The sequence below is a fragment of the Lysobacter sp. CFH 32150 genome, assembly GCF_022758295.1.
In the GTDB taxonomy this organism is placed as follows: domain Bacteria; phylum Pseudomonadota; class Gammaproteobacteria; order Xanthomonadales; family Xanthomonadaceae; genus CFH-32150.
On record NZ_JALDWJ010000001.1, the window covers coordinates 159,544 to 182,546 of the forward strand.

Annotated in this window: 22 protein-coding genes and 4 tRNA genes; 10 read left to right on the top strand and 16 right to left on the bottom strand. The window is 64.2% G+C overall.

The genetic code is table 11. The features are described from left to right. From hisC to serC, 3 genes are read right to left on the bottom strand one after another with little or no spacing between them, the layout of a single operon-like run. A complete protein-coding gene (gene hisC / locus MO486_RS00670; protein ID WP_242903690.1) occupies positions 1 to 1,170 on the bottom strand; it encodes a histidinol-phosphate transaminase in 1,170 nt (389 codons plus the stop codon). After that, positions 1,167 to 2,351: a prephenate dehydratase gene (gene pheA, locus MO486_RS00675; RefSeq protein ID WP_242903694.1), complete on the bottom strand. Its 1,185-nt coding sequence runs from the start codon at positions 2,349 to 2,351 to the stop codon at positions 1,167 to 1,169. The genes hisC and pheA overlap by 4 nt, the downstream gene beginning before the upstream one ends. Before the next feature lie 18 nt (positions 2,352 to 2,369). Beyond that, positions 2,370 to 3,455 carry a 3-phosphoserine/phosphohydroxythreonine transaminase gene (serC, locus tag MO486_RS00680; RefSeq protein ID WP_242903698.1) on the bottom strand — a complete coding sequence of 362 codons (1,086 nt, stop codon included), beginning with the start codon at positions 3,453 to 3,455 and terminating at the stop codon, positions 2,370 to 2,372. A 255-nt stretch (positions 3,456 to 3,710) separates the two neighbouring features. Here serC and msrP point away from each other — a divergent pair, with 255 nt between their 5' ends. Further along, entirely contained in the window at positions 3,711 to 4,679 is a 969-nt protein-coding gene (gene msrP / locus MO486_RS00685; protein ID WP_242903700.1) for a protein-methionine-sulfoxide reductase catalytic subunit MsrP, read from the top strand. 191 nt (positions 4,680 to 4,870) lie between these two features. Beyond that, positions 4,871 to 5,512, top strand: coding sequence for a protein-methionine-sulfoxide reductase heme-binding subunit MsrQ (gene msrQ / locus MO486_RS00690; RefSeq protein WP_242903702.1), 642 nt, complete (start codon positions 4,871 to 4,873; stop codon positions 5,510 to 5,512). Here the strand turns inward: msrQ and MO486_RS00695 are convergent. Next, on the bottom strand, positions 5,478 to 6,293 hold the full coding sequence (locus MO486_RS00695) for an FHA domain-containing protein (RefSeq protein ID WP_242903704.1): 816 nt from the start codon (positions 6,291 to 6,293) through the stop codon (positions 5,478 to 5,480). The two genes, msrQ and MO486_RS00695, sit on opposite strands and share 35 nt — an antisense overlap. Before the next feature lie 86 nt (positions 6,294 to 6,379). On the opposite strand from MO486_RS00695, the gene MO486_RS00700 reads away from it, so the two are divergent. Then, on the top strand, positions 6,380 to 6,655 hold the full coding sequence (locus tag MO486_RS00700) for a polyhydroxyalkanoic acid system family protein (protein ID WP_242903706.1): 276 nt from the start codon (positions 6,380 to 6,382) through the stop codon (positions 6,653 to 6,655). Here the strand turns inward: MO486_RS00700 and MO486_RS00705 are convergent. Next, entirely contained in the window at positions 6,631 to 7,371 is a 741-nt protein-coding gene (locus MO486_RS00705) for a hypothetical protein (protein ID WP_242903708.1), read from the bottom strand. The two genes, MO486_RS00700 and MO486_RS00705, sit on opposite strands and share 25 nt — an antisense overlap. Positions 7,372 to 7,521: 150 nt before the next feature. Here MO486_RS00705 and MO486_RS00710 point away from each other — a divergent pair, with 150 nt between their 5' ends. The 3 genes from MO486_RS00710 (at position 7,522) to MO486_RS00720 (ending at position 10,563) form a co-directional block, all read left to right on the top strand. Further along, on the top strand, positions 7,522 to 8,766 hold the full coding sequence (locus MO486_RS00710) for a patatin-like phospholipase family protein (RefSeq protein ID WP_242903710.1): 1,245 nt from the start codon (positions 7,522 to 7,524) through the stop codon (positions 8,764 to 8,766). Positions 8,767 to 8,877: 111 nt separating this feature from the next. After that, positions 8,878 to 9,399, top strand: a complete 522-nt coding sequence (locus MO486_RS00715; protein ID WP_242903712.1) for a phasin family protein — start codon at positions 8,878 to 8,880, stop codon at positions 9,397 to 9,399. Positions 9,400 to 9,588: 189 nt separating this feature from the next. After that, positions 9,589 to 10,563 (top strand): restriction endonuclease, encoded by a 975-nt coding sequence (locus tag MO486_RS00720; RefSeq protein ID WP_242903714.1) that lies wholly within the window; start codon positions 9,589 to 9,591, stop codon positions 10,561 to 10,563. A 47-nt stretch (positions 10,564 to 10,610) separates the two neighbouring features. Here MO486_RS00720 and MO486_RS00725 read toward each other — a convergent pair whose 3' ends face one another. Then, complete coding sequence (locus tag MO486_RS00725; protein ID WP_242903717.1) at positions 10,611 to 12,650, bottom strand: SDR family oxidoreductase; 2,040 nt, start codon at positions 12,648 to 12,650, stop codon at positions 10,611 to 10,613. A 364-nt stretch (positions 12,651 to 13,014) separates the two neighbouring features. Between MO486_RS00725 and MO486_RS00730 the strand changes: the two genes are divergently transcribed. Continuing rightward, on the top strand, positions 13,015 to 13,272 hold the full coding sequence (locus tag MO486_RS00730) for an acyl-CoA-binding protein (RefSeq protein WP_242903719.1): 258 nt from the start codon (positions 13,015 to 13,017) through the stop codon (positions 13,270 to 13,272). A 276-nt stretch (positions 13,273 to 13,548) separates the two neighbouring features. Continuing rightward, a complete protein-coding gene (locus tag MO486_RS00735; protein WP_242903721.1) occupies positions 13,549 to 14,175 on the top strand; it encodes a TetR/AcrR family transcriptional regulator in 627 nt (208 codons plus the stop codon). A 312-nt stretch (positions 14,176 to 14,487) separates the two neighbouring features. Here the strand turns inward: MO486_RS00735 and MO486_RS00740 are convergent, their stop codons facing one another. After that, positions 14,488 to 14,895, bottom strand: a complete 408-nt coding sequence (locus MO486_RS00740; protein WP_242903723.1) for a hypothetical protein — start codon at positions 14,893 to 14,895, stop codon at positions 14,488 to 14,490. Positions 14,896 to 15,052: 157 nt separating this feature from the next. On the opposite strand from MO486_RS00740, the gene MO486_RS00745 reads away from it, so the two are divergent. Further along, positions 15,053 to 15,904: a hypothetical protein gene (locus MO486_RS00745; RefSeq protein ID WP_242903725.1), complete on the top strand. Its 852-nt coding sequence runs from the start codon at positions 15,053 to 15,055 to the stop codon at positions 15,902 to 15,904. 46 nt (positions 15,905 to 15,950) lie between these two features. Here MO486_RS00745 and MO486_RS00750 read toward each other — a convergent pair. Next, positions 15,951 to 16,025, bottom strand: a tRNA-Val gene (locus MO486_RS00750). A 78-nt stretch (positions 16,026 to 16,103) separates the two neighbouring features. On the opposite strand from MO486_RS00750, the gene arsC reads away from it, so the two are divergent. Then, a complete protein-coding gene (gene arsC, locus MO486_RS00755; RefSeq protein ID WP_242903727.1) occupies positions 16,104 to 16,457 on the top strand; it encodes an arsenate reductase (glutaredoxin) in 354 nt (117 codons plus the stop codon). A gap of 15 nt (positions 16,458 to 16,472) precedes the next feature. On the opposite strand, the gene MO486_RS00760 is transcribed toward arsC, so the two are convergent. The 8 genes from MO486_RS00760 to kdsB form a co-directional block, all read right to left on the bottom strand. Beyond that, the gene (locus MO486_RS00760; RefSeq protein ID WP_242903729.1) at positions 16,473 to 17,750 is read right to left on the bottom strand and encodes a nucleotide sugar dehydrogenase; all 1,278 of its coding nucleotides are present in this window, start codon (positions 17,748 to 17,750) and stop codon (positions 16,473 to 16,475) included. A 19-nt stretch (positions 17,751 to 17,769) separates the two neighbouring features. Then, positions 17,770 to 17,856 (bottom strand) — tRNA-Leu (locus MO486_RS00765). A gap of 74 nt (positions 17,857 to 17,930) precedes the next feature. Further along, positions 17,931 to 18,004 (bottom strand) — tRNA-Cys (locus MO486_RS00770). A 92-nt stretch (positions 18,005 to 18,096) separates the two neighbouring features. Next, positions 18,097 to 18,172: transfer RNA gene (locus MO486_RS00775), tRNA-Gly, on the bottom strand. A 26-nt stretch (positions 18,173 to 18,198) separates the two neighbouring features. Next, positions 18,199 to 18,780, bottom strand: a complete 582-nt coding sequence (pgsA, locus tag MO486_RS00780; protein ID WP_242903731.1) for a CDP-diacylglycerol--glycerol-3-phosphate 3-phosphatidyltransferase — start codon at positions 18,778 to 18,780, stop codon at positions 18,199 to 18,201. A 10-nt stretch (positions 18,781 to 18,790) separates the two neighbouring features. Next, complete coding sequence (gene uvrC, locus MO486_RS00785) at positions 18,791 to 20,638, bottom strand: excinuclease ABC subunit UvrC (RefSeq protein ID WP_242903733.1); 1,848 nt, start codon at positions 20,636 to 20,638, stop codon at positions 18,791 to 18,793. A gap of 51 nt (positions 20,639 to 20,689) precedes the next feature. Beyond that, complete coding sequence (locus tag MO486_RS00790) at positions 20,690 to 22,108, bottom strand: hypothetical protein (protein ID WP_242903735.1); 1,419 nt, start codon at positions 22,106 to 22,108, stop codon at positions 20,690 to 20,692. A 104-nt stretch (positions 22,109 to 22,212) separates the two neighbouring features. Then, complete coding sequence (gene kdsB, locus MO486_RS00795) at positions 22,213 to 22,986, bottom strand: 3-deoxy-manno-octulosonate cytidylyltransferase (protein ID WP_242903738.1); 774 nt, start codon at positions 22,984 to 22,986, stop codon at positions 22,213 to 22,215. Positions 22,987 to 23,003 lie beyond the last annotated feature (17 nt).

Here is a 23,003-nt window from a genome sequence, read left to right on the forward strand (position 1 = left end):
TTACCTGGTCGCGTCGAGCGCTTGCAGCAGCCGGCGGTTCTCGCCTTCGTCGCCGACAGTGATGCGCAGGCATTCCGGCAAACCGTAACCTCCCATCGGCCGCACGACTACGCCCTGCTGCAGCAACGAAGCTTCGATCTGCGGCGTGTCCGGGCCAAATTCGACCAGCAGAAAATTGGTCTGCGCCGGATGCACGAACCAGCCGCGAGCGCGGAACGCCTCCGCCAAAACCGCTCGCTGTTCGGCATTGCGGGCCAGCGACCATTGCAGGTGCGCGTCATCGTCGAGTGCGGCCTCTGCAGCCGCCAACCCGACCATATTCACGTTGAAGCTCTCGCGCACGCGCTCCATCACGGCGATCAAGCCGGGGTGCGCGACCGCATAACCGACACGCAGTCCGGCGAGCGCGTAAGCCTTGCTGAACGTGCGGGTGACGATCAGGTTCGGGTGTGCCCCCAGCAGCGCCAGCGCCGAAGCGTAATCCGGCGCATCGGCGAACTCAGCGTAAGCCTCGTCGACCACGACCAGGACGTCCCCGGGCACCCGCTGCATGAACGCCGCGAATGCATCGGCGTCGAACCATGTACCGGTCGGGTTATTGGGGTTGGCTACGTACAGCAGCCGAGTCGCCGGCGTGATCGCCGCGGCGAGTGCATCGATGTCATGGCCGCGCGCCATGGCGTGCGTACGCGGGAGCGCGGGCGCAAGGCGCAGAGCCGCACCAGCACATTGCGCGGCAAGCGCATAGACGGCGAAGCCGTATTGCGATGCGACGACATCGCTGCCGGGCCCGGCGAACACCTGCGCGAACTGCATCAGCAGTTCGTGCGAACCATTGCCAAGCAGGAGTTGCGTGGTATCGACACCATGCTTCGTCGCCAAGGCTCGTTTGAGATCGCCGCCAAGCGGATCGGGATAGCGATGCAGCTCGTGCATGACATCGAGCATGGCCGCACGCGCCGCCGGAGAGGCGCCATACGGGTTTTCGTTGGAGCCGAGCTCCACCAGCATCCGATCCTGGAAACGTCGCCGCCATGCAACCAGGTCGTGGCCTGGATCGTAGGCGCGCAGCCGCTGCACGCCCGGCTGCGCTAAGGCGGCAAAGAAGGCTTCGTCGCGTGGTGCCGTGGTCACAGCATCCGTTGTCACTGCATCCGCCACTGTGTTCACGCGATCGCCACGGGATAGGAACCGAGCACCTTCACTTCCTGCGCGTACTCGGCCAATTCGTCCAGCGCACGATGCATGGCGTCCTCGCGGGCGTGACCTTCGATGTCGATGAAGAACGCGTATTGCCACAGTCCGGTGTGGCCTGGGCGCGATTCGATGCGGTTCATGCTCAGGCCGTGCTTCGCGAACGGTGCCAGCACGTGGTACAGCGCGCCGGGTTGGTCCTTGATGAAGACCAGCAGCGAAGTGCGGTCATTTCCCGACGGCGTGAACAACTCACGGCCGAGCACGAGGAAGCGCGTGGTGTTGTCGGGCCGATCCTCGATCGGCCCGGCGACGTTCTTCAAGCCATACACGGTGCCCGCACTGACACCCGCGATCGCCGCGGCATCGTCGGCGTTGCGCGCGCGACGTGCAGCTTCGGCATTGCTCGACACCGGGATCGTTTCCGCCTTCGGCAAGTACTGGCGCAGCCAGGCCTTGCATTGCGCGAACGACTGCGGATGCGAATAGACGCGCTCGATGTCCTCGATGCGGCCGCTGCGCGACAGCAGGTGCTGGTGGATGCGCAGTTCGACTTCGCCGCAGATCTTCACCTTCGAGGTGAGGAACATGTCCAGCGTCGACTGGATCGTGCCCTGCGTGGAATTCTCGACCGGTACCACACCGAAGTCGGCATGGCCGGCTTCGACTTCCTGGAACACTTCCTCGATGCTCGCCAGCGGCAGGCCGTGGATGGAGTGGCCGAAATGCTTGTAGACCGCCTGCTGCGAATGCGTGCCCTCGGGACCGAGGAATCCGATCTTCAGCGGCTCCTGCTGCGCCAGGCAGGCGGACATGATTTCGCGGAACAGCCGCACCAGCATTTCATCGGCGAGCGGGCCGTGGTTGCGGTCGACGACGCGACGCAGCACCTGCGCCTCGCGCTCCGGCCGGTAGTAATCCACCGCCGCCGCGAGCTTGCCCTTGGCACGGCCGACCTGTCCGGCGAACTGCGCGCGTTCGACGATCAGGTCCTGGATGCTGCGGTCGATGCCGTCGATGCGTTCGCGCAGCGCGGCAAGATCGGGCGAAACGACAGGCGCTTCGGCCTGTCGTTTCGCCGCCTTCTTCGCAGGCGTGTTCTTTGCAGACCCGCTCTTCGAAGATGCGCTCTTCGGGGTTTTTGGCTTGTTGGCCATCGTCATCCGTGCCGTTTTTCAACCATTCCGCTGTTGGAAGTCGCGCATGAAGTCGGCCAGCGCCTGCACGCCCGCCTCCGGCATCGCGTTGTAGATCGAGGCGCGCATGCCGCCGAGCGCACGGTGACCCTTGAGCGAGATCAGCCCGGCCGCGCCTGCTTCCTTGAGGAAGGGCTTGTCCAGTGCCTCGTCGTGCAGGAAGAACGGCACGTTCATGCGCGAACGCGCCGCCTTGGCGACTTCGTTGCGATAGAAGCCGCCGGAGTTGTCGATCACGTCGTACAGCAGCGTCGATTTGCGCGCGCTGCGACGGGCGAATTCCTCGACGCCACCTTCGGCCAGCATCCACTTCACGGTCAGGCCGAGCAGGTACCAGTTCCAGCTCGGCGGCGTGTTGAGCATGGATTCGCCCTTCGCATGCGCACGGTAGTCGAGGATCTCTGCGCGCGGCTGGCCTGCGCGCTCCAACAGATCACGGCGGATGATGACGACGGTGATGCCGACCGGACCCAGGTTCTTCTGCGCGCCGGCGTAGATCACGCCGAACTTCGACACGTCCAACGGTTCGGAAGCGATGCTCGAGCTGAAGTCACCAAACAACGGGATGTCGCCCACATCTGGAATGTCGCGGAATTCGACGCCATGGATGGTTTCATTGGCGGTGTAGTGGACGTAGGCCGCGTCCTTCGACAGCCCCCAGGTGTCACGCGCGGGGATGTCGCGGAAACCTTCGGCCTCGCTGCTGGCGGCGACATTCGCGGCGACGTAGGGCTTGACCTGCTTCAGCGCGGTCTTGCCCCAGTGGCCGGTGACGACATAGTCGGCGGCCTGGCCCGGCGCGGCGAAGTTCAGCGGCAGGAGGGCCTGCACGGTGGTCGCGCCGCCGCCGAGGAACAGCACGGCGTAGCTGTCGGGGATCGACAACAGCTTGCGCAGGTCGGCTTCGGCTTCAGCGGCGACCTGGATGAATTCCGGCCCGCGATGGCTCAACTCGACGATCGACGCGCCCGCGCCATGCCACTCCAGCATTTCCGCCTGGGCTTGCTGCAGGACGGTTTCGGGAAGGGCGGCGGGGCCGGCGCTGAAATTGTGTGCTCGTGACATGAATGAGGTCCTCGACTCGACGAAAAGTGGCTTGCGGCACACGCTTGCGCGGAGGTCCGGCAGAAAGCCGGAAACGGCGCAAACTTGGGTCGGCAAGGCGAGGGACGGCAGGCCAGGCGGGGGTTGTGCAGCAGAGCTAGTATGCCGCAGCGCAATACACGATGGCGCGATTGTTGCCCTCGCAACTTTCCCGCATCCGACGGGTCGGAAAAGACGTAGCTTCCCGAGGAAACCAACTATTCCCGGAGCGAACCGATGTCCCTGCGAGACGCCCTGCGGATTCCTTCCGCCGCCATCACCGACGAAGCTGTCTACCATGACCGCCGCCGCCTGCTCGCTGCCTTCGCGGCGACACCCGCACTGACCTTGGCCGGCTGCGCCGACGCCGAGCCACCGCCTGCGGCCAAGGTCACGATCACGCCCGCACAGGCGAAATCCGGCTTCCGCACTGCCGAAGAGCTCACCCGCTACCAGGACGTCACCAGCTACAACAATTTCTACGAATTCGGCACCGGCAAGGTCGATCCCTCACGCGCGGCTAAGACGTTGCGGACCAGCCCCTGGTCCGTCGCAGTAGGCGGCGAGTGTGCCAAGCCTGGTCGGATCGCGCTCGAGGATCTGCTCAAGGGCTTCAAACCGGAAGAACGCATCTATCGGCTGCGCTGCGTCGAAGGCTGGTCGATGGTGATCCCATGGCTCGGCGTGCCACTCGGCGACGTGCTCAAACGTTTCCAGCCGACTTCAAAGGCGAAATACGTCGCCTTCACTACCCTCGGCGATCCGCAACAGATGCCGGGCATCCGTTACCCGGTGCTGGACTGGCCGTATCGCGAAGGCCTGCGCATCGACGAGGCCATGCATCCGCTCGCCTTCCTTGCCACCGGCCTGTACGGCAAAGCTCTGCCGCAGCAGAATGGCGCCCCACTGCGCCTGCTGGTGCCATGGAAATACGGCTTCAAGGGCATCAAATCGATCGTCGCCATCGATTTCGTCGAGAAGATGCCGGAAACCGCCTGGCACCAATCGCAGCCGAGCGAATATGGCTTCTTCTCCAACGTCAATCCGACCGTCGATCACCCGCGTTGGAGCCAGAAGTCAGAGCGCCGCATCGCCGGCAGCGCGAGCAAGCTGTTCGCCGAACGCATCCCGACGAAGCTGTTCAACGGCTACGCCGAGCAGGTGGCATCGCTCTACGCGGGCATGGATCTGAAGAAGTGGTTCTGAGTCATTCCCGCGTAGGCGGGAATCCAGCGACTTTGCTTTTGTTCGTCATTCCGGCGAAAGCCAGAATCCCGCCTTCGCCGTTGCACTTGCCGTCATCCCGCCGAAAGCCGGGATTTCTGATCTTGCCGTTGCTTTCACAGCTTGAAGACACTGGATTCCCGCCTACGCGGGAATGACGACTCGGATGTTCCATGCCTCGCACATCCACACGCATCATCGTCGCGAAAACCCTGCTCCACGCCGCGGCACTGACCCCGATGGCGATCCTCGCGACGCAGGTCTGGGAGGTCTATCGCACTGGCAACGACGCCCTCGGCGCCGATCCGGTGGCGGAGATCGAACACCGTCTTGGCCTGTGGGCGCTGCGTCTGCTGATGGCAACGCTGGCGATCACACCGCTGCGACAGCTGACTGGCCAGCCAGTGCTCATCCGCTTCCGGCGCATGCTCGGCCTGTACGCGTTCTTCTACGCCTGCGTCCACTTCTCGGCCTACCTGGTGCTCGATTTACGCGGCTACTGGACGCAGATCTTCGAGGAAATCGCCAAGCGCCCTTACATCACCGTCGGTTTCAGCGCCTGGTTGTTGCTGCTGCCGCTGGCCATCACCTCGACCACCGGCTGGATCCGTCGTCTCGGACGCAACTGGACACGCCTGCACAAGCTGGTCTATGCCGCCGGCGTCCTCGCCGTCCTGCATTTCTGGTGGCTGGTGAAATCCGATATCCGCGAACCGGCGTTGTACGCAACCATCCTGGCGCTGCTGCTCGGCTGGCGAGCGTGGAAATGGGCGGTACGGACTAGATCGACGAGCCAAAGAGCAGCAACGCGCTGAGCCCCGCTGCAATCAGCAACGCCGCCAACAACAACCACGGCAACCTGCGCGCCGTCTGCGGCAACGTTGCAGGCCGCGGGTGCACGACCGCTGCCGGTCCTTCTTCGACCGCCGGCGGCAATGCATCGCGGGCGCTGGCCGGGCGCCCGGGGGACTCGATGGTGAAACGCTGGTGCGCGTCGAACACGACCTGGTCGCCGACATGCAGCACGGCATCCCGCACAGGTTCGCCGTTGACGACGCTGCCCTCGCCACCACCGAGGTCGCGTAGCAACACCAGGTCACCGTGCGGCTCGATACGGGCATGGCGTTCGGCAAAAGCCGGATCATCGATGCGGATGTCGCATTCGGAGCCGCTACCGACCAGCCGCGAGCGGTCGAGAGTGAAGCTACGACCGTGGTATTGACCGCCGACGCCACGCAGCACGATGCGCTGGTCTCCTTCCACTGCCCCCGCAATGTTATTCGGCGGCAACTTGGCGATGGCCGGGGTGTGTGCGGCCAGCAACAACAACTCGATGCCATCGACGTAGACCGCGTCGCCGACGCGCAGCATCGCCATCGATCGCACCGGGCGGCCGTTGATGTGCACGCCGCGTGCCTTCGGGTCGAGCTTCATCCACACGCCGCGACGATCGACGCAGAACTGCACCAGCGCGTTGCCGTGTTCTCCCACCAGGCCGAGCGTGCCGTCGGGCGTGCGGCCAATGCCATGCACGCCCGGACCAAGCGCGAGGTCGGGATGGGGATGGTTCGCAAATCGCAGGCGCAGAGAGTTCACAGCGCGGAAATCTATCACGCACCCACGCTTTCACGCAGCGCCACGTGGCGGCACAATGGCGCCGTCCACGCGCCGGAGCCCTTTGCATGTCCCATATCGACATTCGCCACGATCACTCGCTGCCGATCAAACAGGCGCGCAAGGCAGTCGAGGAGGTTGCGAAGAAACTGGCCGACCGTTTCGATATGGACTACGCCTGGGACGGCGACATCCTCAATTTCAATCGTTCCGGAGTCGATGGCCACATCGCGCTCGGACCGAAGCATCTGCAAGTGACCGCCAAGCTCGGTTTCTTCCTCTCGGCGCTGAAGGGGCCGATCGAACAGGAGATCAAGCGTTATCTCGACGAACGCTTTTCCTGAGCAACGGCGAAAGGATCCGGGTCGCCGGCGAACAGGCGGCGTGAAACGGTACGTTCGCTGCGTTCGATCTCGTCGAGGAAGGCGCTCACATCGCCGAGCCGGGTGAAAGCACCGACGCCGCGTTCGAGGAAGCCTTGCAACTCGCCCAGCCCCGCAGCCTCGGCCGGGCCACGGGACAGCCTGAGCAGTATCCCCACGCCGGGCAGTCGCAGCGCGCTGGCGAGGCCATTGCCGACATCACGAATCAGATCGATCTGACGCGAGCGCAAGTGTGGCAGCCCGACTGCGCGGTAAGCCTCGGCGTACAGCGCTTCGTCCAGACGCTTGCGTGCGGGCGCCAACTGCTGCAATGCCGCAGCCATGCGCAGGTCGAAGGCCTGGGCGAGCGCGCCGAGTTCGATGCCGAAGGCCACCGTTTCCAGCAAAGACGCTGGCAACAGCCGTTGCATCATCGGGATCACGCGGGCGATGTCGGCATCGCGACGGCTGAAGTCATGGTCGCCGTAGACATCGGCCAGAAAAAAGCGGATCGCCGGGCCTTGCCGCGAATCCTCTAGCAGACGCCGGAAACTGCGCTCCAGTCGTTGCGCCTGCCAACGGCGCAGTTCGCCAAGCCAACGCAGCTTGTTGCGCGGTTCGCGTTGCGGGTCGTGCAGGGCCTGATGGCAGGCCAGGCGACGCTGCAGGCGGCGGGACAGGTCGAGACTGCGCGACATGCGGGAATCATCTGTTGCGCGGGTGGGGGTCGCAAGGGTGGGCATCTCCGTTGTACAGCCCCAGAACCAGCCCAGAACCTAGAACCGACAGCCCAGAACCCGACTCGGCAACCCGCTACACTCGCTCGACTCCCCTCGCAGTCCCTGCCCATGCTGTCACTCCATCCGGCCCTCCACCGGGCCAAGCCCAGCGATGCCCCGCCGAAGATCGGCCTGGCGGTCGCCGGTGGCGGACCAATCGGCGGCATGTACGAGCTCGGCGCGCTGCGCGCGATGGACGAGGCGCTCGATGGCCTCGACCTGACCCGCCTCGATTGCTATGTCGGCGTCAGCTCCGGCGCGTTCCTCGCCGCCGGTCTCGCCAACCGCATGAGCACGGCCGAGATGTGCCGGATCTTCATCACCGGCACCAGCGACGACGTGCAGTTCCGTCCGGAAGCCTTCCTGCGCCCTGCGTTTTTCGAATATCTGCGCCGCGCTGCCAGCCTGCCGCGGCTGGCGATGGCCTGGTCACGCGACCTGCTGTTCGCCTCCAGCGATTCGCGTTGGTCGGACCTGATCACGCGCTTCGGTGGGTTGGTCCCGACCGGCCTGTTCGACAGCAGCGAAGTCGAACGCTTCCTCCGCGACGTGTTCACCCGCCGTGGCCGCAGCAACGATTTCCGCGAGCTCCCGGCACCGCTGTACGTGGTCGGCGTGGACCTCGACAGCGGCGAAGCCGTTCGCTTCGGTGGTCCGGGCTGGGATGACGTACCGATCTCCAAAGCGGTGCAGGCCAGTGCTGCCCTGCCCGGTCTGTACGCGCCAGTCGATATCCGTGGTCGCCACTTCGTGGACGGCGCCCTGCGCCGCACCATGCATGCCTCCGTGGTGCTGGAACAGGGCATCGACCTGCTGATCGGCATCAACCCGCTGGTGCCTTTCGATTCCAGTCGCGCCAAGCGCAATCCCGACGGCATCGACCATCGCCTGTCGGAAGGCGGCCTGCCGGTGGTGTTGTCGCAGACCTTCCGCACCTTGTTGCAATCGCGCATGCAGGTGGGGCTGGCGAAGTACCGGCAGCAGTATCCGGACATCGACCAGCTGATCTTCGAGCCGAACAGCGATGATGGTGAGTTGTTCTTCACCAACGTTTTCAGCTTCGCCGCGCGCCGCCGCGTGTGCGAGATGGCCTATCGCAACACCCTTGCCGACCTGCGGAAGCATGCCGACACGTTGCGGCCAGTACTGGCCGCCCACGGCATCGCGCTACGCGATGACGTGATCAATGACGAGCATCGTTCGATCCTCGATGGCTTGGCGCCGCCTCCGCGCAGCACCGAAACCACCGCACGTCTGCGCCGTGCGCTGGACGAAGTCGACCACCTGGTCGCCACGCGCCGCAAGCGAGGCTGATCAAACTCAGCTGGCCCGTTTCGCAGGTGGTGCGGCTGTTGGGTGGTGTGATTGCTCTAGACGCGGGCGCGATCCTGCTTACGCAATCACTCACCGCCCATGGAGGGCTGCATGGCCAAGCTGAAGAAGAGCGCTAAGAAATCGCCTGGCAAAGGCGGGGCTGCCGGCAATGCCAATGCCCAGGCCCACGCGGAGCGCCTGCACAGAGGCCTGAGCGAATCCGCGCAGCAGATTTGGTTGGCTGGCGTCGGTGCGTTCGGTCGTGCTCAAGCCGAAGGTGCCAAATTGTTCGAGGCGCTGGTCAAGGAAGGCCTGAACCTGGAGCAGACGGCGCGCAAATTCGCCGGTGGCCAGGCCGAGGTGGTCCGTGACGCGGTCGAAAGCCGCGTTGGCTCGGCACGCGAACGCGCCGCCGACACCTGGGACCGTCTCGAGAAGGTGTTCGAAGATCGCGTGCAGCGCGCGCTGATCAAGCTCGGTGTGCCGAGCCGCGACGATCTTGGTGCCCTGGTCGATCGCGTCGATGCGCTGAATGCCGAGCTGCGCAAATTCGGCGTCGCACCGACGAAGCCGGCCGCGCGCAAAGCACCCGCCAAGAAAGCAGTGAAGAAGGCCGCCAAGAAGTCCGCCTGATCTGACAACGTGGCGCGTTATGCGCGCCACCCGCTTCTGCCCGCCAGTCCGTACACACCGTAGCTCCCCTCCCCTTACGGTTCCGGATTGGCGGGCTTTTCTATGGCCCCGCTCGGGCTCTCGATAGCATCGACTACGCATCGGCTGGCGTATATTCCGCAGGTCCCCTGCTGTGGAATCGCCTGACGCATGTCCGTGAGTTCCCTCCTACTGGCCTTGATCGTCGCGCTGGCGCTGGGCGCTGGCGGCACTTTCTACTTCTGGAACCTGCGTCGCCGCCAGGATGAGGCGACCGCCGGCACGCGCGCGCTCGCAGCAATGCGCTGGCGCGAGTTCTCGCACTTCGTGCTCGACGCCATGCGTCATCGCGGTTACGACTTGCTGACTACTGATGACGAGGCGGAGCGCGGCCAACAGACCGAGTTCATGCTGTCAAAGAACGGCCAGCGCTTCCTCCTGAGCTGCAAGCACGGTGCCGCGTATCGACTCGCCGCACCAGCTGTCGCCGAGCTTGCTGCCAACATCCGCTTCCAGGGCGTCAGTGGCGGTCTGCTGGTCACGCCGGGGCAGATTGAGCCCGAGGCGCGGGCGCCCGCGGCTGAAGCGAAGATCACACTGATCGACGGCGAGACGCTTTGGCCGGAGATCGCGCCCTTGCTTCCGCACTCGCTCCGCGATGCATCACGCCACGCTGCCGACGCACGTGCGAAACGCCAAATCGGGCTGACCTGGGCCGGAGCCATCGTGGTCGGTTTTGCGCTCGCGCTACTGACTGGTGGCAGCAGCGATTCGCAACCCGAGCCTGGTCCTAAACCTGCCGCTGCCACACCCGCACCGACGGCTCTGCCCGTCGCTGCAGCTCCTGTCGCCGAAGCTCCCGTCGCTGTACCGATGACTGGCATTCCGGCCAACTCACCGGAAGAGGAAGAGCAGCAGCGTGTCGCCGTCGTCCGCAAGCTGTCGTCCCTACCCGGTATTGACCGCGCCATGTGGTCGACCAAGTCCACATTGTTGGTGAACCTGGACGATGGCACATCCGACATGCTTACCGAGGTCTGTGCGGTGCTGGAGCGCTACGACAACCTGCGCACGTCCCGCGTACAGTTGCAGCCGCCGCCGGGGAGTACGCAGGCTGTGCGGTTCCGGCAGTGCCGAACCAATTGAACAAGTGGTTGATCACGTAGCGGTATTGGTGGTCGATAAAACCACACCTACCAGTGCACGCCCCTCATCAACGTTGCAAACGCGATCTGCTCATTGCTTGGCCGCACGTCGCCTCTAAGCGCCTTCTTGTCGCCCCTGGCAGCGGCCGAGTCCGGGAACAGCTCGAACGCGGTATTCATCACTACCTCGTAGGCCTTGGGCGCCAGCGCATTTAGCACCGACGCAAAAATGCCGAGTCGCGTCGCGATGCGGCTCGGTCTTTCGATGATGCCTTTCACCACAAGGTCGGCCGCTTCTTCCGGCGTCAGCGTCGGCACGCTGTCGTACATCTTGGTCGGCGCGATCATCGGTGTCTTCACCAACGGCATGTTGATCGTCGTGAAGCTGATGCCTTTGCCCGACAACTCGCCCTGCGCACAACGGCTGAAGGCATCCAGCGCGGCCTTCGAAGCGACGTAGGCGGAGAACCGCGGCGAGTTCGCCAGCACGCCGATTGAACTGATGTTGATGACGTGGCCTTTCCGTCGATGCGTCATCGTCGGCATGAAGCCCATGATCAAGCGGATGCTGCCAAAATAATTCAGTTGCATGGTCCGCTCGAAATCGTGGAAGCGATCATAACTGGCCTCGATCGAACGCCGGATCGAGCGCCCGGCATTGTTGATGAGGACGTCGACGTGACCATGCGCGGCGATCACTTCTTTCACCAACCGGTCGCAATCGGCCATGTCGGCCAGGTCGGCGGTATAAGCGAACACCTTGCCGCCCTTCGCCTTCATCTCATCGCGCGCCGCGAACAACTCCTTCTCGCCACGCGCGACGATGACAGTGATCGCGCCTGCTTCAGCCACGCGTTGCGCGGTGGACAGGCCGATACCCGAAGAGCCGCCGGTGATGACCACCACTTTGTTGCGCACGGTACCCTTGAGCGTGCGGTCGATGAACAGATCCGGATCGAGGTGCCGCTCCCAGTAATCCCACAATCGCCAGGCGTACGATTCCAGCGGGGGTAATGTGATTCCGCTGCCCTTCAACGCGCGCTCGCTCTCGCGATTGTCGAAACGGGTCGGATAAGTGATGAACTTCATCACTTCCTTGGGAATTCGGAAATCACGCAGCAACATCCCGATGAAGCGACGCACCGGCGGCAGGTTGCCGACCATCCCGCGCACGCCTTCAGGCACGAAGGCGAACATGCGCGCGTCGATGCGCATCGTCATCTCCGGTGCATGGCCGGCGCGGGCGAAGGTGTTGAGCACTTCGCCCACGCGCATGGGTTCCGGGTCGGTCAGGTGGAAGCAATGTCCGTCGAGCCTGGGCTTGTGCGCGATGTGGTCCATCGCATCGACGACGTAGTCCACCGGCACGACGTTGATGCGGCCACCCTCGATGCCCAGCGTCGGCATCCACGGGGGCAACATCTCGCGCAGCTTCTTGATGAAGGTGAAGAAGTAGTACGGGCCGTCGATCTTGTCGATCTCGCCGGTCTGCGAATGACCCACGACCATGCCGGGGCGGTAGATGCGCCAAGGAATGCGTTGCTCTTTGCGCACCAGGCCTTCGGACTCGTGCTTCGTCGCCAGGTAGGGATCATCGAGGCCTTCGGCTTCCTCGAACATGTCTTCGCGGAACACTCCCGGATACAGCCCGGCTGCCGCGATCGAGCTTGCGTGATGGAAGCAACCGGCGCCGATCGCGGCGGCCAGGTCCAGCGCATGCTTGGTGCCGCCGATATTGGAATCCTGCTGTGCATCGGCACTGGCAGTGAGGTCGTAGATCGCAGCAAGGTGGAAGAAGTGCTTGACCTTGCCGTTCAGTGCCTTGACCTGTGCGGCGCTGACGCCGCACTTGGGCGATGTCATGTCACCGTTGACGACCACGAGCCGCTTCATGTCCCAACCCATCTTCTTGCCGATGGCGTCGAGCTTCTTCAGCGAGTCCTTTCGCACCAGCACATGGATCGTGCCCTTGCGCTTGAGAAGGTTGCTGACGAGGTGGCGACCGATGAAACCGGTGGCTCCGGTGACGAAATAGCTCATGCGCTGCATTCCCTGGTCGGTCGGCGAGGCGGTGGTGACGCCGGTCACGCGCCTACGTTGCCAGAGCCGGCGTGACACCACAATTCCCGTGGGTCTGTTGGCGTATGCGGAGCAGGTCGCGCCGGGTTTGAGGGCGTGCGAGGCAAGGAAGAGCGAGGGCGCGTATGTCGATACGCAACTGAGCGATGACGCGGCATCGTGCGCCCTCAAGCCCGGCCCTTCGGGTTGCTCCTCTGTGGCCGCCATGCGGCGCCGCGCGCCTTGACCTTGCAAGCAGCAAGGCGCTGTGTCGCGCAACACCACCTGACGGCCACTGAGGAGCAACGCGACCTGCTCCGCATACGCCAGCAGACCCTTATTGACCGCTCTCGGGACGCGTGGTGTGATGCCTCATCCAACTGGAGTTCCTGTCATGTCCGACTTGAAGAGCCGCTTCGAACAGGCCACTAAGGACATCCAGTCCCTACCCGAACGGCCGGACAACGACACCCTGCTGCGCCTGTACGCGCTGTACAAACAGGGCGCCGAGGGCGACGTGAGCGGGCCCAAGCCGGGGTTCTTCGACTTCGTCGGCACGGCCAAGTACGAAGCCTGGGCCAAGCTCAAGGGCACCAGTTCGGACGAGGCGATGAAGAAATACATCGACCTCGTCAAGAAACTGACGACCTGAGCGCCGGTAGGGTCTGTTAACACATATGGAATGGGTCGCGTTGCTTCTCAATGGCCGTCAGGTGGTGTCGCGTCGCGCAGCGCCTTGCTGCCTGCAAGGTCAAGCGGCGCGACGCCGCATGGCGGCCATTGAGAAGCAACCCGAAGGGCCGGGCCTGAGGACGCGCGATGCCGTGTCATCGCTCGGTTGCGTATCGACATACGCGCCCTCGCTCTTCCTTGCGTCGCACGCCCTCAGGCGCGGCGCGACCCATTCCATATGTGTTAACAGACCCTAGTGGCCCGGCACACCCGTCAGCGCATCCTCGATGCGTCGCTTGCGATGTTCAACACGCAGGGCGAGCCGAACGTCACCACCAACCACATCGCCGACGAGTTGGAGATCAGCCCGGGCAACCTGTACTACCACTTCCGCAACAAGGACGACATCATCGAGCACCTCTTCGGCCGCTACGAAGAGCGCATCGATGCCGCGCTCAGCCCGCCCAGCGGCCGCTTGCCGGGGCTGGAGGATGTCTGGCTGCAGTTGCACCTCGTGTTCGAGTGCATCTGGGACTATCGCTTCCTCTACCGCGACCTGGTCGACATCCTCAGCCGCAATCGTCGTCTGCGCATCCGCTTCGCCCGCATCCTCAAGCGCGCCGACGACCAGGCCCACCTGGTGATGCGTGGCTTGTCGCAGGCCGGGGTGATGCGCGCCTCGGCCCGCGAACTGGATGCCGCCGCCACCAACGTGCTGGTGATCGCCACGTTCTGGATGAACTACGCCGCCGCCCGCGGCGACAAGGACGAGCAGGCCTCGATCCGCGACGGCATCGTCCAGGTCATGATGCTGCTGGCGCCGTTCCTGCGCGATGCCGAACGCGTCCATCTCAACACGCTGACCCAGGCCTATCTGGACTAACGGCAGGTCGGCTGCGCGCCCTGTGATCGGTTTCGCAGACTTTCGGCGCAACCAGGCGTCTGATTACCCCGCAACAGGGGGGATTTGTCATGAATGCAGATAAGCCGGCCCGGTCCGATCGGGTCGAGCGTGTGGTCAGGGGCTTGCTCGCGTTCGTTTTGCTTGCCGCAGTCGTCTGGGCGGTTACCAACGGCAGTGGCGTTTCGCAGGACGTGGAGCAATTCAGCAGCCTCCCGGGCCAATAACGCTCCCGTAAAAACAAACGCCCCGCTTTCGCGGGGCGCTTGTTTCACCAACCAGGTGAAGCGGTTTTCAACTGCGCGCCTTGCGCGTGGCACGCTTGGCCGGCTTGCGCGCGGGGGTACGGCGAATGGCCTTCTTCGTGGTGGTCTTGTGCGTCTTGCGCTGCGCCTTGACGCGCGGCTTCAGGCCGAGCTTGACCAGCACGGGCGCCAAGCGCGATTCCACCTCGGCACTGAACTGCGCGACCTTCGGTTCGACCTGTCCCCGCACGGTTTCGATCCCGTCGCGGACATTGGCCTGCGCTTCGGTCACGGTGCGTTCGGCACGCTGCTTCAACGCATCGACCCCGCCGATCGCTCGCCGCACGGTGGCGAGGGCTTCACGACGCGTGAGCGCGAGCAAGCCGAGACCCGCCAGCCATACGTGTCGCAGGTTGGTTTCGTTGGCGGCAGTGGACTTCTTTTTCGTGACAGCCATGGCGGCTCCCTGATTCGAGAATTGGTGCCGGCCGGCCGTGATGGCCGACTCCGACATGGCTAGCCTGCCGCCGATGGATCGAGCAATCACACTAGCCCTTGCCAGCTGATCCCGTCAGCGTGATGCTCCGCCAATTACCCGCCAAAAGGACTTCTGTATGGCTGCGAAATCCGCCTGGGCTGCATTCCCGCACGACGCCAAGGGCTACGCCTACGCCGGCGACGCCTTGAAGAAAGCATGGCCGCAATTGCATGCCGGCGATTGCGAGCCGTTTCCCGACTCGAAACACGCTGCCGCACTACTGAAGGCCGCCGGCAAGGCCGCGCCCAAACTCGACGCCGACGCACTCGCTTCCGCATTGCAGGACGCTTGGCGCGCCTTCCACAGTGGCGACTTCAAGGCCGCGTTCGAGGTTGGCGAGAAACTCGGCCCGATCGGCGCCTCGGTCGCAACAAAAGCGATTGGCATCCACGCCACCTACCTGGTCGACGACGACGTCGAAAAACTGAAGCGTTTCGAACAGGCGGCCAAACTGGCCGAAGCCGCGATCAAGACCCTGCCAGACGAAGCCAACAGCCATTACCGCCACGCATTCGCCCTCGGCCGCTATAGCCAGGGATTGTCGATCGTGAAAGCGCTCAAGCAAGGCATCGCTGGCAAAGTGCGCGAATCGCTCGACACCGCCCTGGAACTGGCGCCCAAGCACGCCGAAGCGCATACCGCGCTCGCGCTGTACCACGCTGAGATCATCGGCAAGATCGGCGCGATGATCGGTGGATTGACCTATGGCGCCAAGGGCTCCGAGGCCGAGTCGCACATCAAGACTGCCCTCAAGCTGACCCCGGATTCGCCGATCGCGCATGTCGAGCATGGCAACGTGCTGTTGTTGCTCCACGGCGAGAAAGAGGAGGACGCGGCCGCGACAGCCTACGAAAAGGCCTCCAAGTGCAAACCGAAGGATGCAATGGAGAAGCTGGACGCTGAATTCGCCAAGTCGCAGATCGAATAACCGGAAACGGCAAAGGCCGGCTTGCGCCGGCCTTTGCTTCAGTATTTGGTGGGCGGTGCAGGGATCGAACCTGCGACCCTTGCCGTGTGAAGGCAATGCTCTACCGCTGAGCTAACCGCCCGGAATTCAGGGGTGAATCGGGCCGCAAATAATACGTGGACCGGCCCGCTCGGGTCAAACCAACCGCTAGACTGCCGGCATGGACCACGGCCGCCTCTTCCACAACCCACGCTGCTCGAAATCCCGCGGGGCGCTAGAACTGCTGCGCGAACGCGGAATCGAACCTGCAATCGTGCCCTACCTCGAACAACCGCCCTCGCCTGCCGAATTGCGCGCCCTGCTGCAGCTGCTCGGCATCGACGCGCGGGGGCTGCTGCGCACCGGCGAATCGGAATACAACGACCTCGGGCTGAACGATCCAACCCTGTCCGACAAGGCCCTGATCGCGGCGATGAGCGCGCACCCGCGCCTGATCGAACGCCCGATCTTTGTCCATAACGGCCGTGCCGTGATCGGGCGTCCGCCAGAGCGCGTCCTCGAACTTCTCGATTGACTGCGACGCAATGGATCAAAGCCGAGCGTCGACCATGTCCTTCGGGAACATGCCCTTGATGTCGTAGATCACGGCATGCTCGTTGCCGAAGCGACGCAGGCCATCGATGCCGAGCGCGCGGAACTCATCGTGCGCTACCGCTACCACGATCGCGTCGTAGGCACCGGCTTCTGGCGCTTCCGCCAGTTGCACACCGTATTCGTGCGCGGCGACATGCCGGTCGGCCCAAGGGTCGTAGATCTCGACCGAGGCGCGGTATTCCTCGAACTCGCGGGCGAGATCGATGACGCGCGTATTGCGCAGGTCCGGGCAGTTTTCCTTGAAGGTAATACCGAGAATCAGAATGCGCGCACCGGCCACGGTGATGCCGCGCTGGACCATCAACTTGATTACTTCCGCGGCGACGTGCTGGCCCATCGCATCGTTGATACGCCGGCACGCGAGCAGGATGTCCGGGTAATAGCCCGCCGCCTGTGCCTTCTGGATCAGGTAATACGGATCGACGCCGATGCAGTGCCCACCCACGAGGCCTGGTCGAAACGGCAGGAAGTTCCACTTGGTCATCGCCGCCTCCAGCACTTCGGTGGTATCGATGCCGAGACGGTGGAAGATCAGCGCGAACTCGTTGACGAGCGCGATATTGACGTCGCGTTGGGTGTTTTCGATGACTTTCGATGCCTCTGCCACCATCAGGCTCGATGCCTTGTGAGTGCCGGCAGTGATGATGCTGCGGTAGAGCGCATCGATGAAGTCGGCGGCCTCCGGCGTCGAACCGGAGGTGACCTTGGGAATGTTCGTGAGGCGTCGCTGGCGATCGCCCGGATTGATCCGCTCCGGGCTGTAGCCGACAGTGAAATCGGTATTGAAGTGCAATCCGGATGAGCGTTCGAGCTCGGGCACGCAGATTTCCTCGGTCGCACCGGGATAAACGGTCGACTCGTAGATCACCACGTCGCCACGTTTGAGCACACTGCCGATGCTGCGGCTGGCGCTGATGAGCGGGCTGAAGTCGGGGCGCTTGTGCTCGTCGATCGGCGTGGGCACGGTGACGATAAAGATGTTGCGATCGCGCAAATCGTCGAGCGCTGCACTGAGCCGCAATCGCGTCGCGGCAGCGAGCTCTTCGCTATCGACTTCGCGGTTGTGGTCGCCGCCATCGCACAACTCGGCGATGCGTGCGGCGTTGATGTCGAATCCCAGAGTGTCGTAATGCCTGCCGAACTCCACCGCCAGCGGCAGACCAACATAGCCGAGTCCGATCACGCCGATGCGCGCATTGGCCAGATCCCGCATAGGTTTCCCCTTTGTGTGCTGGTGCCCGGAGTCGGGATCGAACCGACATGGCCTTGCGGCCGAGGGATTTTAAGTCCCTTGCGTATACCAGTTTCGCCATCCGGGCATGCCGGCATGTTGCCCGAAGCGCGGCAGAAACAAAAATCCCGGCCGAAGCCGGGGTTTTGTTCATCTCTGATATGGAGGCCGAGGTCGGAATTGAACCGGCGTACGCGGATTTGCAGTCCGCTGCATAACCACTCTGCCACCCGGCCGGTGACGTTTGGATTCTTTCATATCCAGCCTCCGATGAAAAATCCGGAGGGCGGAAAATACGAAGCCCCGCGAACGGGGCTTCGTAGAAATCTGGAGCGGGAAACGAGACTCGAACTCGCGACCCCGACCTTGGCAAGGTCGTGCTCTACCAACTGAGCTATTCCCGCGGTGAGCCCGTCATTTTACCTGCGAACTAATGGCTGTCAACACCTGAGACGGCCTGTTCTTTTAGCGATGGCCATGCCGCGCGCAGATATTCGTAGCCGGACCACAGCGTCAGCAGGGCCGCCGCGGCCAGCAGCCATTCGCCGATGGTGAAAATCGGCAGGCCCAGCCACGGCACCTGGTACAGCAGCATCGTCAGCGCCACCATCTGCACGATGGTCTTGAACTTGCCCACCGTGGCGACCGCGACCTTCGCGCGCTGGCCGATTTCGGCCATCCATTCGCGCAACGCCGACACGGCGATTTCGCGGCCGACGATCACCGCTGCCCACAACGCCATCCACTTGGTCGGATGGCTCTGCACGATCAGGAACAGCGCCGTGGCGACCATCAGCTTGTCGGCGACCGGATCCAGGAAGGCTCCAAACGCCGAATACTGGTTGTAGCGGCGCGCGATCCATCCATCGAGCCAGTCCGTGATCGAAGCGAACGCGAAAACGAACGCGGCAGCGAAGTTCGTCCACTTGTAAGGCAGGTAGAACACGACCACTAGCACCGGGATCAACACGATCCGCAGCAGGGTCAGCATGGTCGGCACCGTCATCTTCATCCGTGCTTTTTCATCCATTGTCCGCTGTCGTCGGCATCGGCAGCCCGTGCAGGGTGGCATATATCCGTTCGGCGAGCGCGGCGTTGATGCCCTCGACCCGGGCGATCTCCTCCGCACCCGCCTGCTTCAGCCCGGCGAGGCCGCCGAAATGCCGCAACAGATTAGCGCGTCGGCGCGGACCGATGCCGGGAATATCCTCGAGCCGGCTGGTGGCACGCAATTTCTGCCGACGGCCGCGATGGCCGGTGATCGCGAAACGGTGGGCCTCGTCGCGCACCTGCTGGATCAACTGCAACGCCGGCGATTCCGGCCCCGGACGCACTTCGCGCCCATCCGGTAGCAACAGGGCCTCGTGTCCGGCACGACGCTCCTCACCCTTGGCCACGCCGACCAGCGTCACGTCCTGGACGCCGAGGTCGGCCAGCACCGCACGCGCCTGCGCCACCTGCCCAGCACCGCCGTCGATCAGCAATACATCCGGCAGCACACCACCCTCTTCCATCGCTCGGCGGAAGCGACGCTCCAGCGCCTGGTGCATCGCGGCGTAATCGTCGCCCGGCTCGATACCGGCAATGTTGTAACGCCGATACTGGCCGCGCACCGGACCATCGCCATCGAACACCACACACGACGCCACCGTCGCCTCGCCCATCGTGTGGCTGATGTCGAAACATTCGATTCGGCGTGGCGACTCAGCCAGGCCAAGCAATTCGCGCAGAGCCTCCAGCCGAGCGCTTTGCGCGGCATGGCTCGAAAGCTCGGTGGCGAGCGCCAGTTCGGCGTTGCGACGAACCAGATCGATATAGCCGGCGCGTTCACCGCGCACGTTGACCTTGACCTGCACCTTGCGGCCGCTGGCATCGGTCAACGCCTGTTCGATCAGGTCGCAATCCGGGATGTCGCGATCGAGCACGATCTCGCGCGGTGGGGGCTGCTCGACGTAGTACTGCGAGACGAACGCACCCAGCACCTCCTCGGCGCTGGCGCCGTTGGTTTTCGGAAAAAAGGCACGCGTGCCGAGATTGCGGCCATCGCGGAACGCCAGCAGCAGCACGCAGGCCGATCCGCCCTGCATCGCGCAGGCAAGCACGTCGAGATCGGCTGCCCGGCCGTCGACGTATTGTCGCGCCTGCAGTTTGCGGATCGTCGTGATCAGGTCGCGCAGTCGCGCTGCTTCCTCGAAATCCAGTCGCGTGCTGGCGGCTTCCATCGCCGTGCTGAGTTCGTCGCTGAGCTCGTCGCTGCGGCCGTCGAGGAACAGCGAGGAACGCCGCACCGAGTCGGCGTATTCCCGCGCCGGCACCAGGCCGACGCAAGGCGCGCTGCAGCGGCCAATCTGGTATTGCAGGCAGGGACGCGAACGGTTGCGGAAGACGCTGTCCTCGCAGCTGCGCAGCTTGAAGAGCTTGTGCATCAGGTTGAGCGTCTCGCGCACCGCGACGGCGCTCGGATACGGTCCGAAATAGCGCCCCGAAATGGCACGCGGGCCCCGGTGGAAGGCAATCCGGGGCCACGCCTCCTGGGTCAGCAGCACGTAGGGGTAGCTCTTGTCGTCGCGCAACAGCACGTTGTAGCGCGGCAGCAGGGATTTGATCAGCTGGTTTTCCAGCAATAGCGCTTCGGCCTCGGTACGGGTGACCGTGACTTCCATGCGCGCGACCTGCGCCAGCATTGCCATCGTCCGCGTCGCCTTCGGCGTGGCGTTGAAGTAGCTGGCGACACGATTACGCAGGGCACGCGCCTTGCCGACGTAGAGCACGCTGTCGTCGGCGGCGTGCATGCGGTACACCCCCGGCACCATGCCGAGGCCACGGGCAAAGGCCTTGCCGTCGAATTCTGGAATCGGGCGCTGACTCATGCGCCCATTATCGGGCGTGGACGGCGCCAGTTTGTGAGCGGAAGCCGACCCTCACTCGCCAATGGGCAGGTGCTGGACCTTGCCGGTCTGCGGATCCACGCGCAGCACTGCATGCGCATCGGTATCGGCGATCCATACCGACCCTTCGCCGACCGCGATTCCAGCCGGGGCGTGCAACGGTTGCGACAGCTCAAGGCTGGTCAGGTCACCGCCGCCCAGTCGCAGGCTGCGCAGACGGTCGTTGCCGGCATCGGCGATCCACAGCAACGGGGCGTCGGGGTCGAGTGCGATGGCCTGCGGGTCCTGCAACTGTGCGATCGTCCGTGCACCGTCGGCATGGCCGAACTGCCACGGGCCCTGTCCGACCAGTGTCTGTACCGAATCGTCGCGCAACTGCAACGAGCGGATCGCCGAGCCAACCGCATCGCACACGTACAGCGTCTGTTGCACCGCCGTCAGCGCCACCGGCTGGGCGAACGCCGCGTAGGTACTGGTGCCATCGCGCACCTTCAGCTCACCAGAGCCGGCGCGATAGGTGAGCCGCGCGCGACCGAGGTCGTAACTCCAGATGCGGTTGTCACCGGAGAGTGCAATGAATAATTGGTCGTGAACCGCTGCCACTGCGCGTGGCCCATCGAGCGATACGGCACGCGGGTCGCTGACCGGTCCTTCCACCGGGGTGCCGACGCGGCCATTACCGCACAGGGTATCGACATCGCCACTGCGCAGGTTGATCCGCCGAACCGCATGGTTGCCCGTATCGGCGACGTACAGCACGTCGCGCAGCAGGCAGATGCCATGCGGGCGACGGAACGCAGCCGCGCCCATCGTCCCATCGACGAAGTCGCGATCGCCGCTGCCGAACTGGCGGAGGATGCGGCCTGCGTGGTTGCACTCGAGGATGCGGTGATGTCCGCTGTCGGCGACGTACAAAAGCTGCGGTGTGACGACCAACCCGGTCGGGAAGCACAGCGGCAGATCGGCTTCCCGGACACGCGGCGCGGGCTCGGCCATTTCGTCGTCGAAATCCGGCAGCAATTCACTTTCGAACGCCTGCACATGCGCATCCAGTTCGGTGACTGGGCCATCGCCATACAGCACTGCTTGCACCCGGCCGGCACCGTCGACCAGCAACACGCTGGGCCATGTCTGGATGCCATAGTGCTGCCATGCCACCCAGTCGGCATCGACCGCCACGGGCAGCTTGATGCCGTGGCGCTGCAGTCGTCGCTGCACGCGCTGAGGATCGCGTTCGTGGTCGAAACGTGGCATGTGCACGGCCAGCGCGCGCAGGCGTTGTGGATGCTTGGCGCACAGCAGTTGCAGGTCGTGCAGCTTCTGCAGCGACCAGGTCGAACCGGCGTTGACGAAGGCGAGCGCGGTCAGCCAACCATGCTGTGCGACCGCATGTGGCGCGGTATTGAGCCATTGCAGCGAATCGGGCAGGTCCGGGGCGAGCGTTAAAGGCATGGCGCGGACTTCATGGCGATATGCGCGGGATTATGCGCCGCAAGCCGTGCGGCAGCTTCGACCTGGCGTTCCGACAATCGCCATAGCGATGCCGTCCGGCCGGATCATGCCGACGCAGCTAGCCGTGCCTCGGCGCGGGCAAGATCTTCGGGCGTGTCCACACCGGGCGGGAATTCCTCCGGCGCCAATGCCACCGCGATCCGGAAGCCCGCCTCGAGCACGCGCAGCTGTTCCAGCGATTCGACGCGTTCCAGCCACCCCGGCGACAACGCCGCGAAACGGCGTAGAAACCCGGCGCGGTATGCGTACAGTCCGATATGCCTCAGCCAGTGCTGCCCTTCGGGCAGGGTGTTGCGGTCGCGTGCGAAGGCATCGCGCGGCCAGGGGATCGGCGCACGGCTGAAATACAGCGCATCGCCATTCTCACCGCGAACCAATTTGACTGCATTCGGATCGAACAGCGTTTCGACATCCAGAATCGGCGTCGCCAGCGTCGCCATCTCAGCGTCGGAAACGGCGAGTGCCGCCGCCACGGCACGGATCCCCGACGCTGGCGCGAACGGTTCGTCGCCCTGCAGGTTCACCACGATGGTGTCGTCGCTCCAACCGGCCTGCGCCGCGCATTCGGCCAGGCGGTCGGTGCCTGAAGCATGCATCGGCGAAGTCATCGCCACTTGCACGCCGCTACCGGCCAAGGCCGCACCGATCCGGGCATCGTCGGCCGCGACCCAGACCTGGCGCGCACCCGCGGCCAGCGCACGGCGTGCCACGTGCAACACCAATGGTTCGCCACCCAGCAAGCGCAATGGCTTGCCCGGCAGGCGTGAAGCCGAGTATCGGGCGGGGATGGCGACGACGAATTCAGGGACTTCGGTCATGACTTCCATCATTACAC

What these genes read in the sequence shown, in the direction of transcription:
- pheA (WP_242903694.1), bottom strand. Translation starts at nt 2,351, where the DNA reads ATGGCCAACAAGCCAAAAACCCCGAAGAGCGCATCTTCGAAGAGCGGG.
- serC (WP_242903698.1), bottom strand. Translation starts at nt 3,455, where the DNA reads ATGTCACGAGCACACAATTTCAGCGCCGGCCCCGCCGCCCTTCCCGAA.
- msrP (WP_242903700.1), top strand. Translation starts at nt 3,711, where the DNA reads ATGTCCCTGCGAGACGCCCTGCGGATTCCTTCCGCCGCCATCACCGAC.
- msrQ (WP_242903702.1), top strand. Translation starts at nt 4,871, where the DNA reads ATGCCTCGCACATCCACACGCATCATCGTCGCGAAAACCCTGCTCCAC.
- MO486_RS00700 (WP_242903706.1), top strand. Translation starts at nt 6,380, where the DNA reads ATGTCCCATATCGACATTCGCCACGATCACTCGCTGCCGATCAAACAG.
- MO486_RS00705 (WP_242903708.1), bottom strand. Translation starts at nt 7,371, where the DNA reads ATGTCGCGCAGTCTCGACCTGTCCCGCCGCCTGCAGCGTCGCCTGGCC.
- MO486_RS00710 (WP_242903710.1), top strand. Translation starts at nt 7,522, where the DNA reads ATGCTGTCACTCCATCCGGCCCTCCACCGGGCCAAGCCCAGCGATGCC.
- MO486_RS00715 (WP_242903712.1), top strand. Translation starts at nt 8,878, where the DNA reads ATGGCCAAGCTGAAGAAGAGCGCTAAGAAATCGCCTGGCAAAGGCGGG.
- MO486_RS00720 (WP_242903714.1), top strand. Translation starts at nt 9,589, where the DNA reads ATGTCCGTGAGTTCCCTCCTACTGGCCTTGATCGTCGCGCTGGCGCTG.
- MO486_RS00730 (WP_242903719.1), top strand. Translation starts at nt 13,015, where the DNA reads ATGTCCGACTTGAAGAGCCGCTTCGAACAGGCCACTAAGGACATCCAG.
- MO486_RS00740 (WP_242903723.1), bottom strand. Translation starts at nt 14,895, where the DNA reads ATGGCTGTCACGAAAAAGAAGTCCACTGCCGCCAACGAAACCAACCTG.
- MO486_RS00745 (WP_242903725.1), top strand. Translation starts at nt 15,053, where the DNA reads ATGGCTGCGAAATCCGCCTGGGCTGCATTCCCGCACGACGCCAAGGGC.
- arsC (WP_242903727.1), top strand. Translation starts at nt 16,104, where the DNA reads ATGGACCACGGCCGCCTCTTCCACAACCCACGCTGCTCGAAATCCCGC.
- MO486_RS00760 (WP_242903729.1), bottom strand. Translation starts at nt 17,750, where the DNA reads ATGCGGGATCTGGCCAATGCGCGCATCGGCGTGATCGGACTCGGCTAT.
- pgsA (WP_242903731.1), bottom strand. Translation starts at nt 18,780, where the DNA reads ATGAAGATGACGGTGCCGACCATGCTGACCCTGCTGCGGATCGTGTTG.
- uvrC (WP_242903733.1), bottom strand. Translation starts at nt 20,638, where the DNA reads ATGAGTCAGCGCCCGATTCCAGAATTCGACGGCAAGGCCTTTGCCCGT.
- MO486_RS00790 (WP_242903735.1), bottom strand. Translation starts at nt 22,108, where the DNA reads ATGCCTTTAACGCTCGCCCCGGACCTGCCCGATTCGCTGCAATGGCTC.
- kdsB (WP_242903738.1), bottom strand. Translation starts at nt 22,986, where the DNA reads ATGACCGAAGTCCCTGAATTCGTCGTCGCCATCCCCGCCCGATACTCG.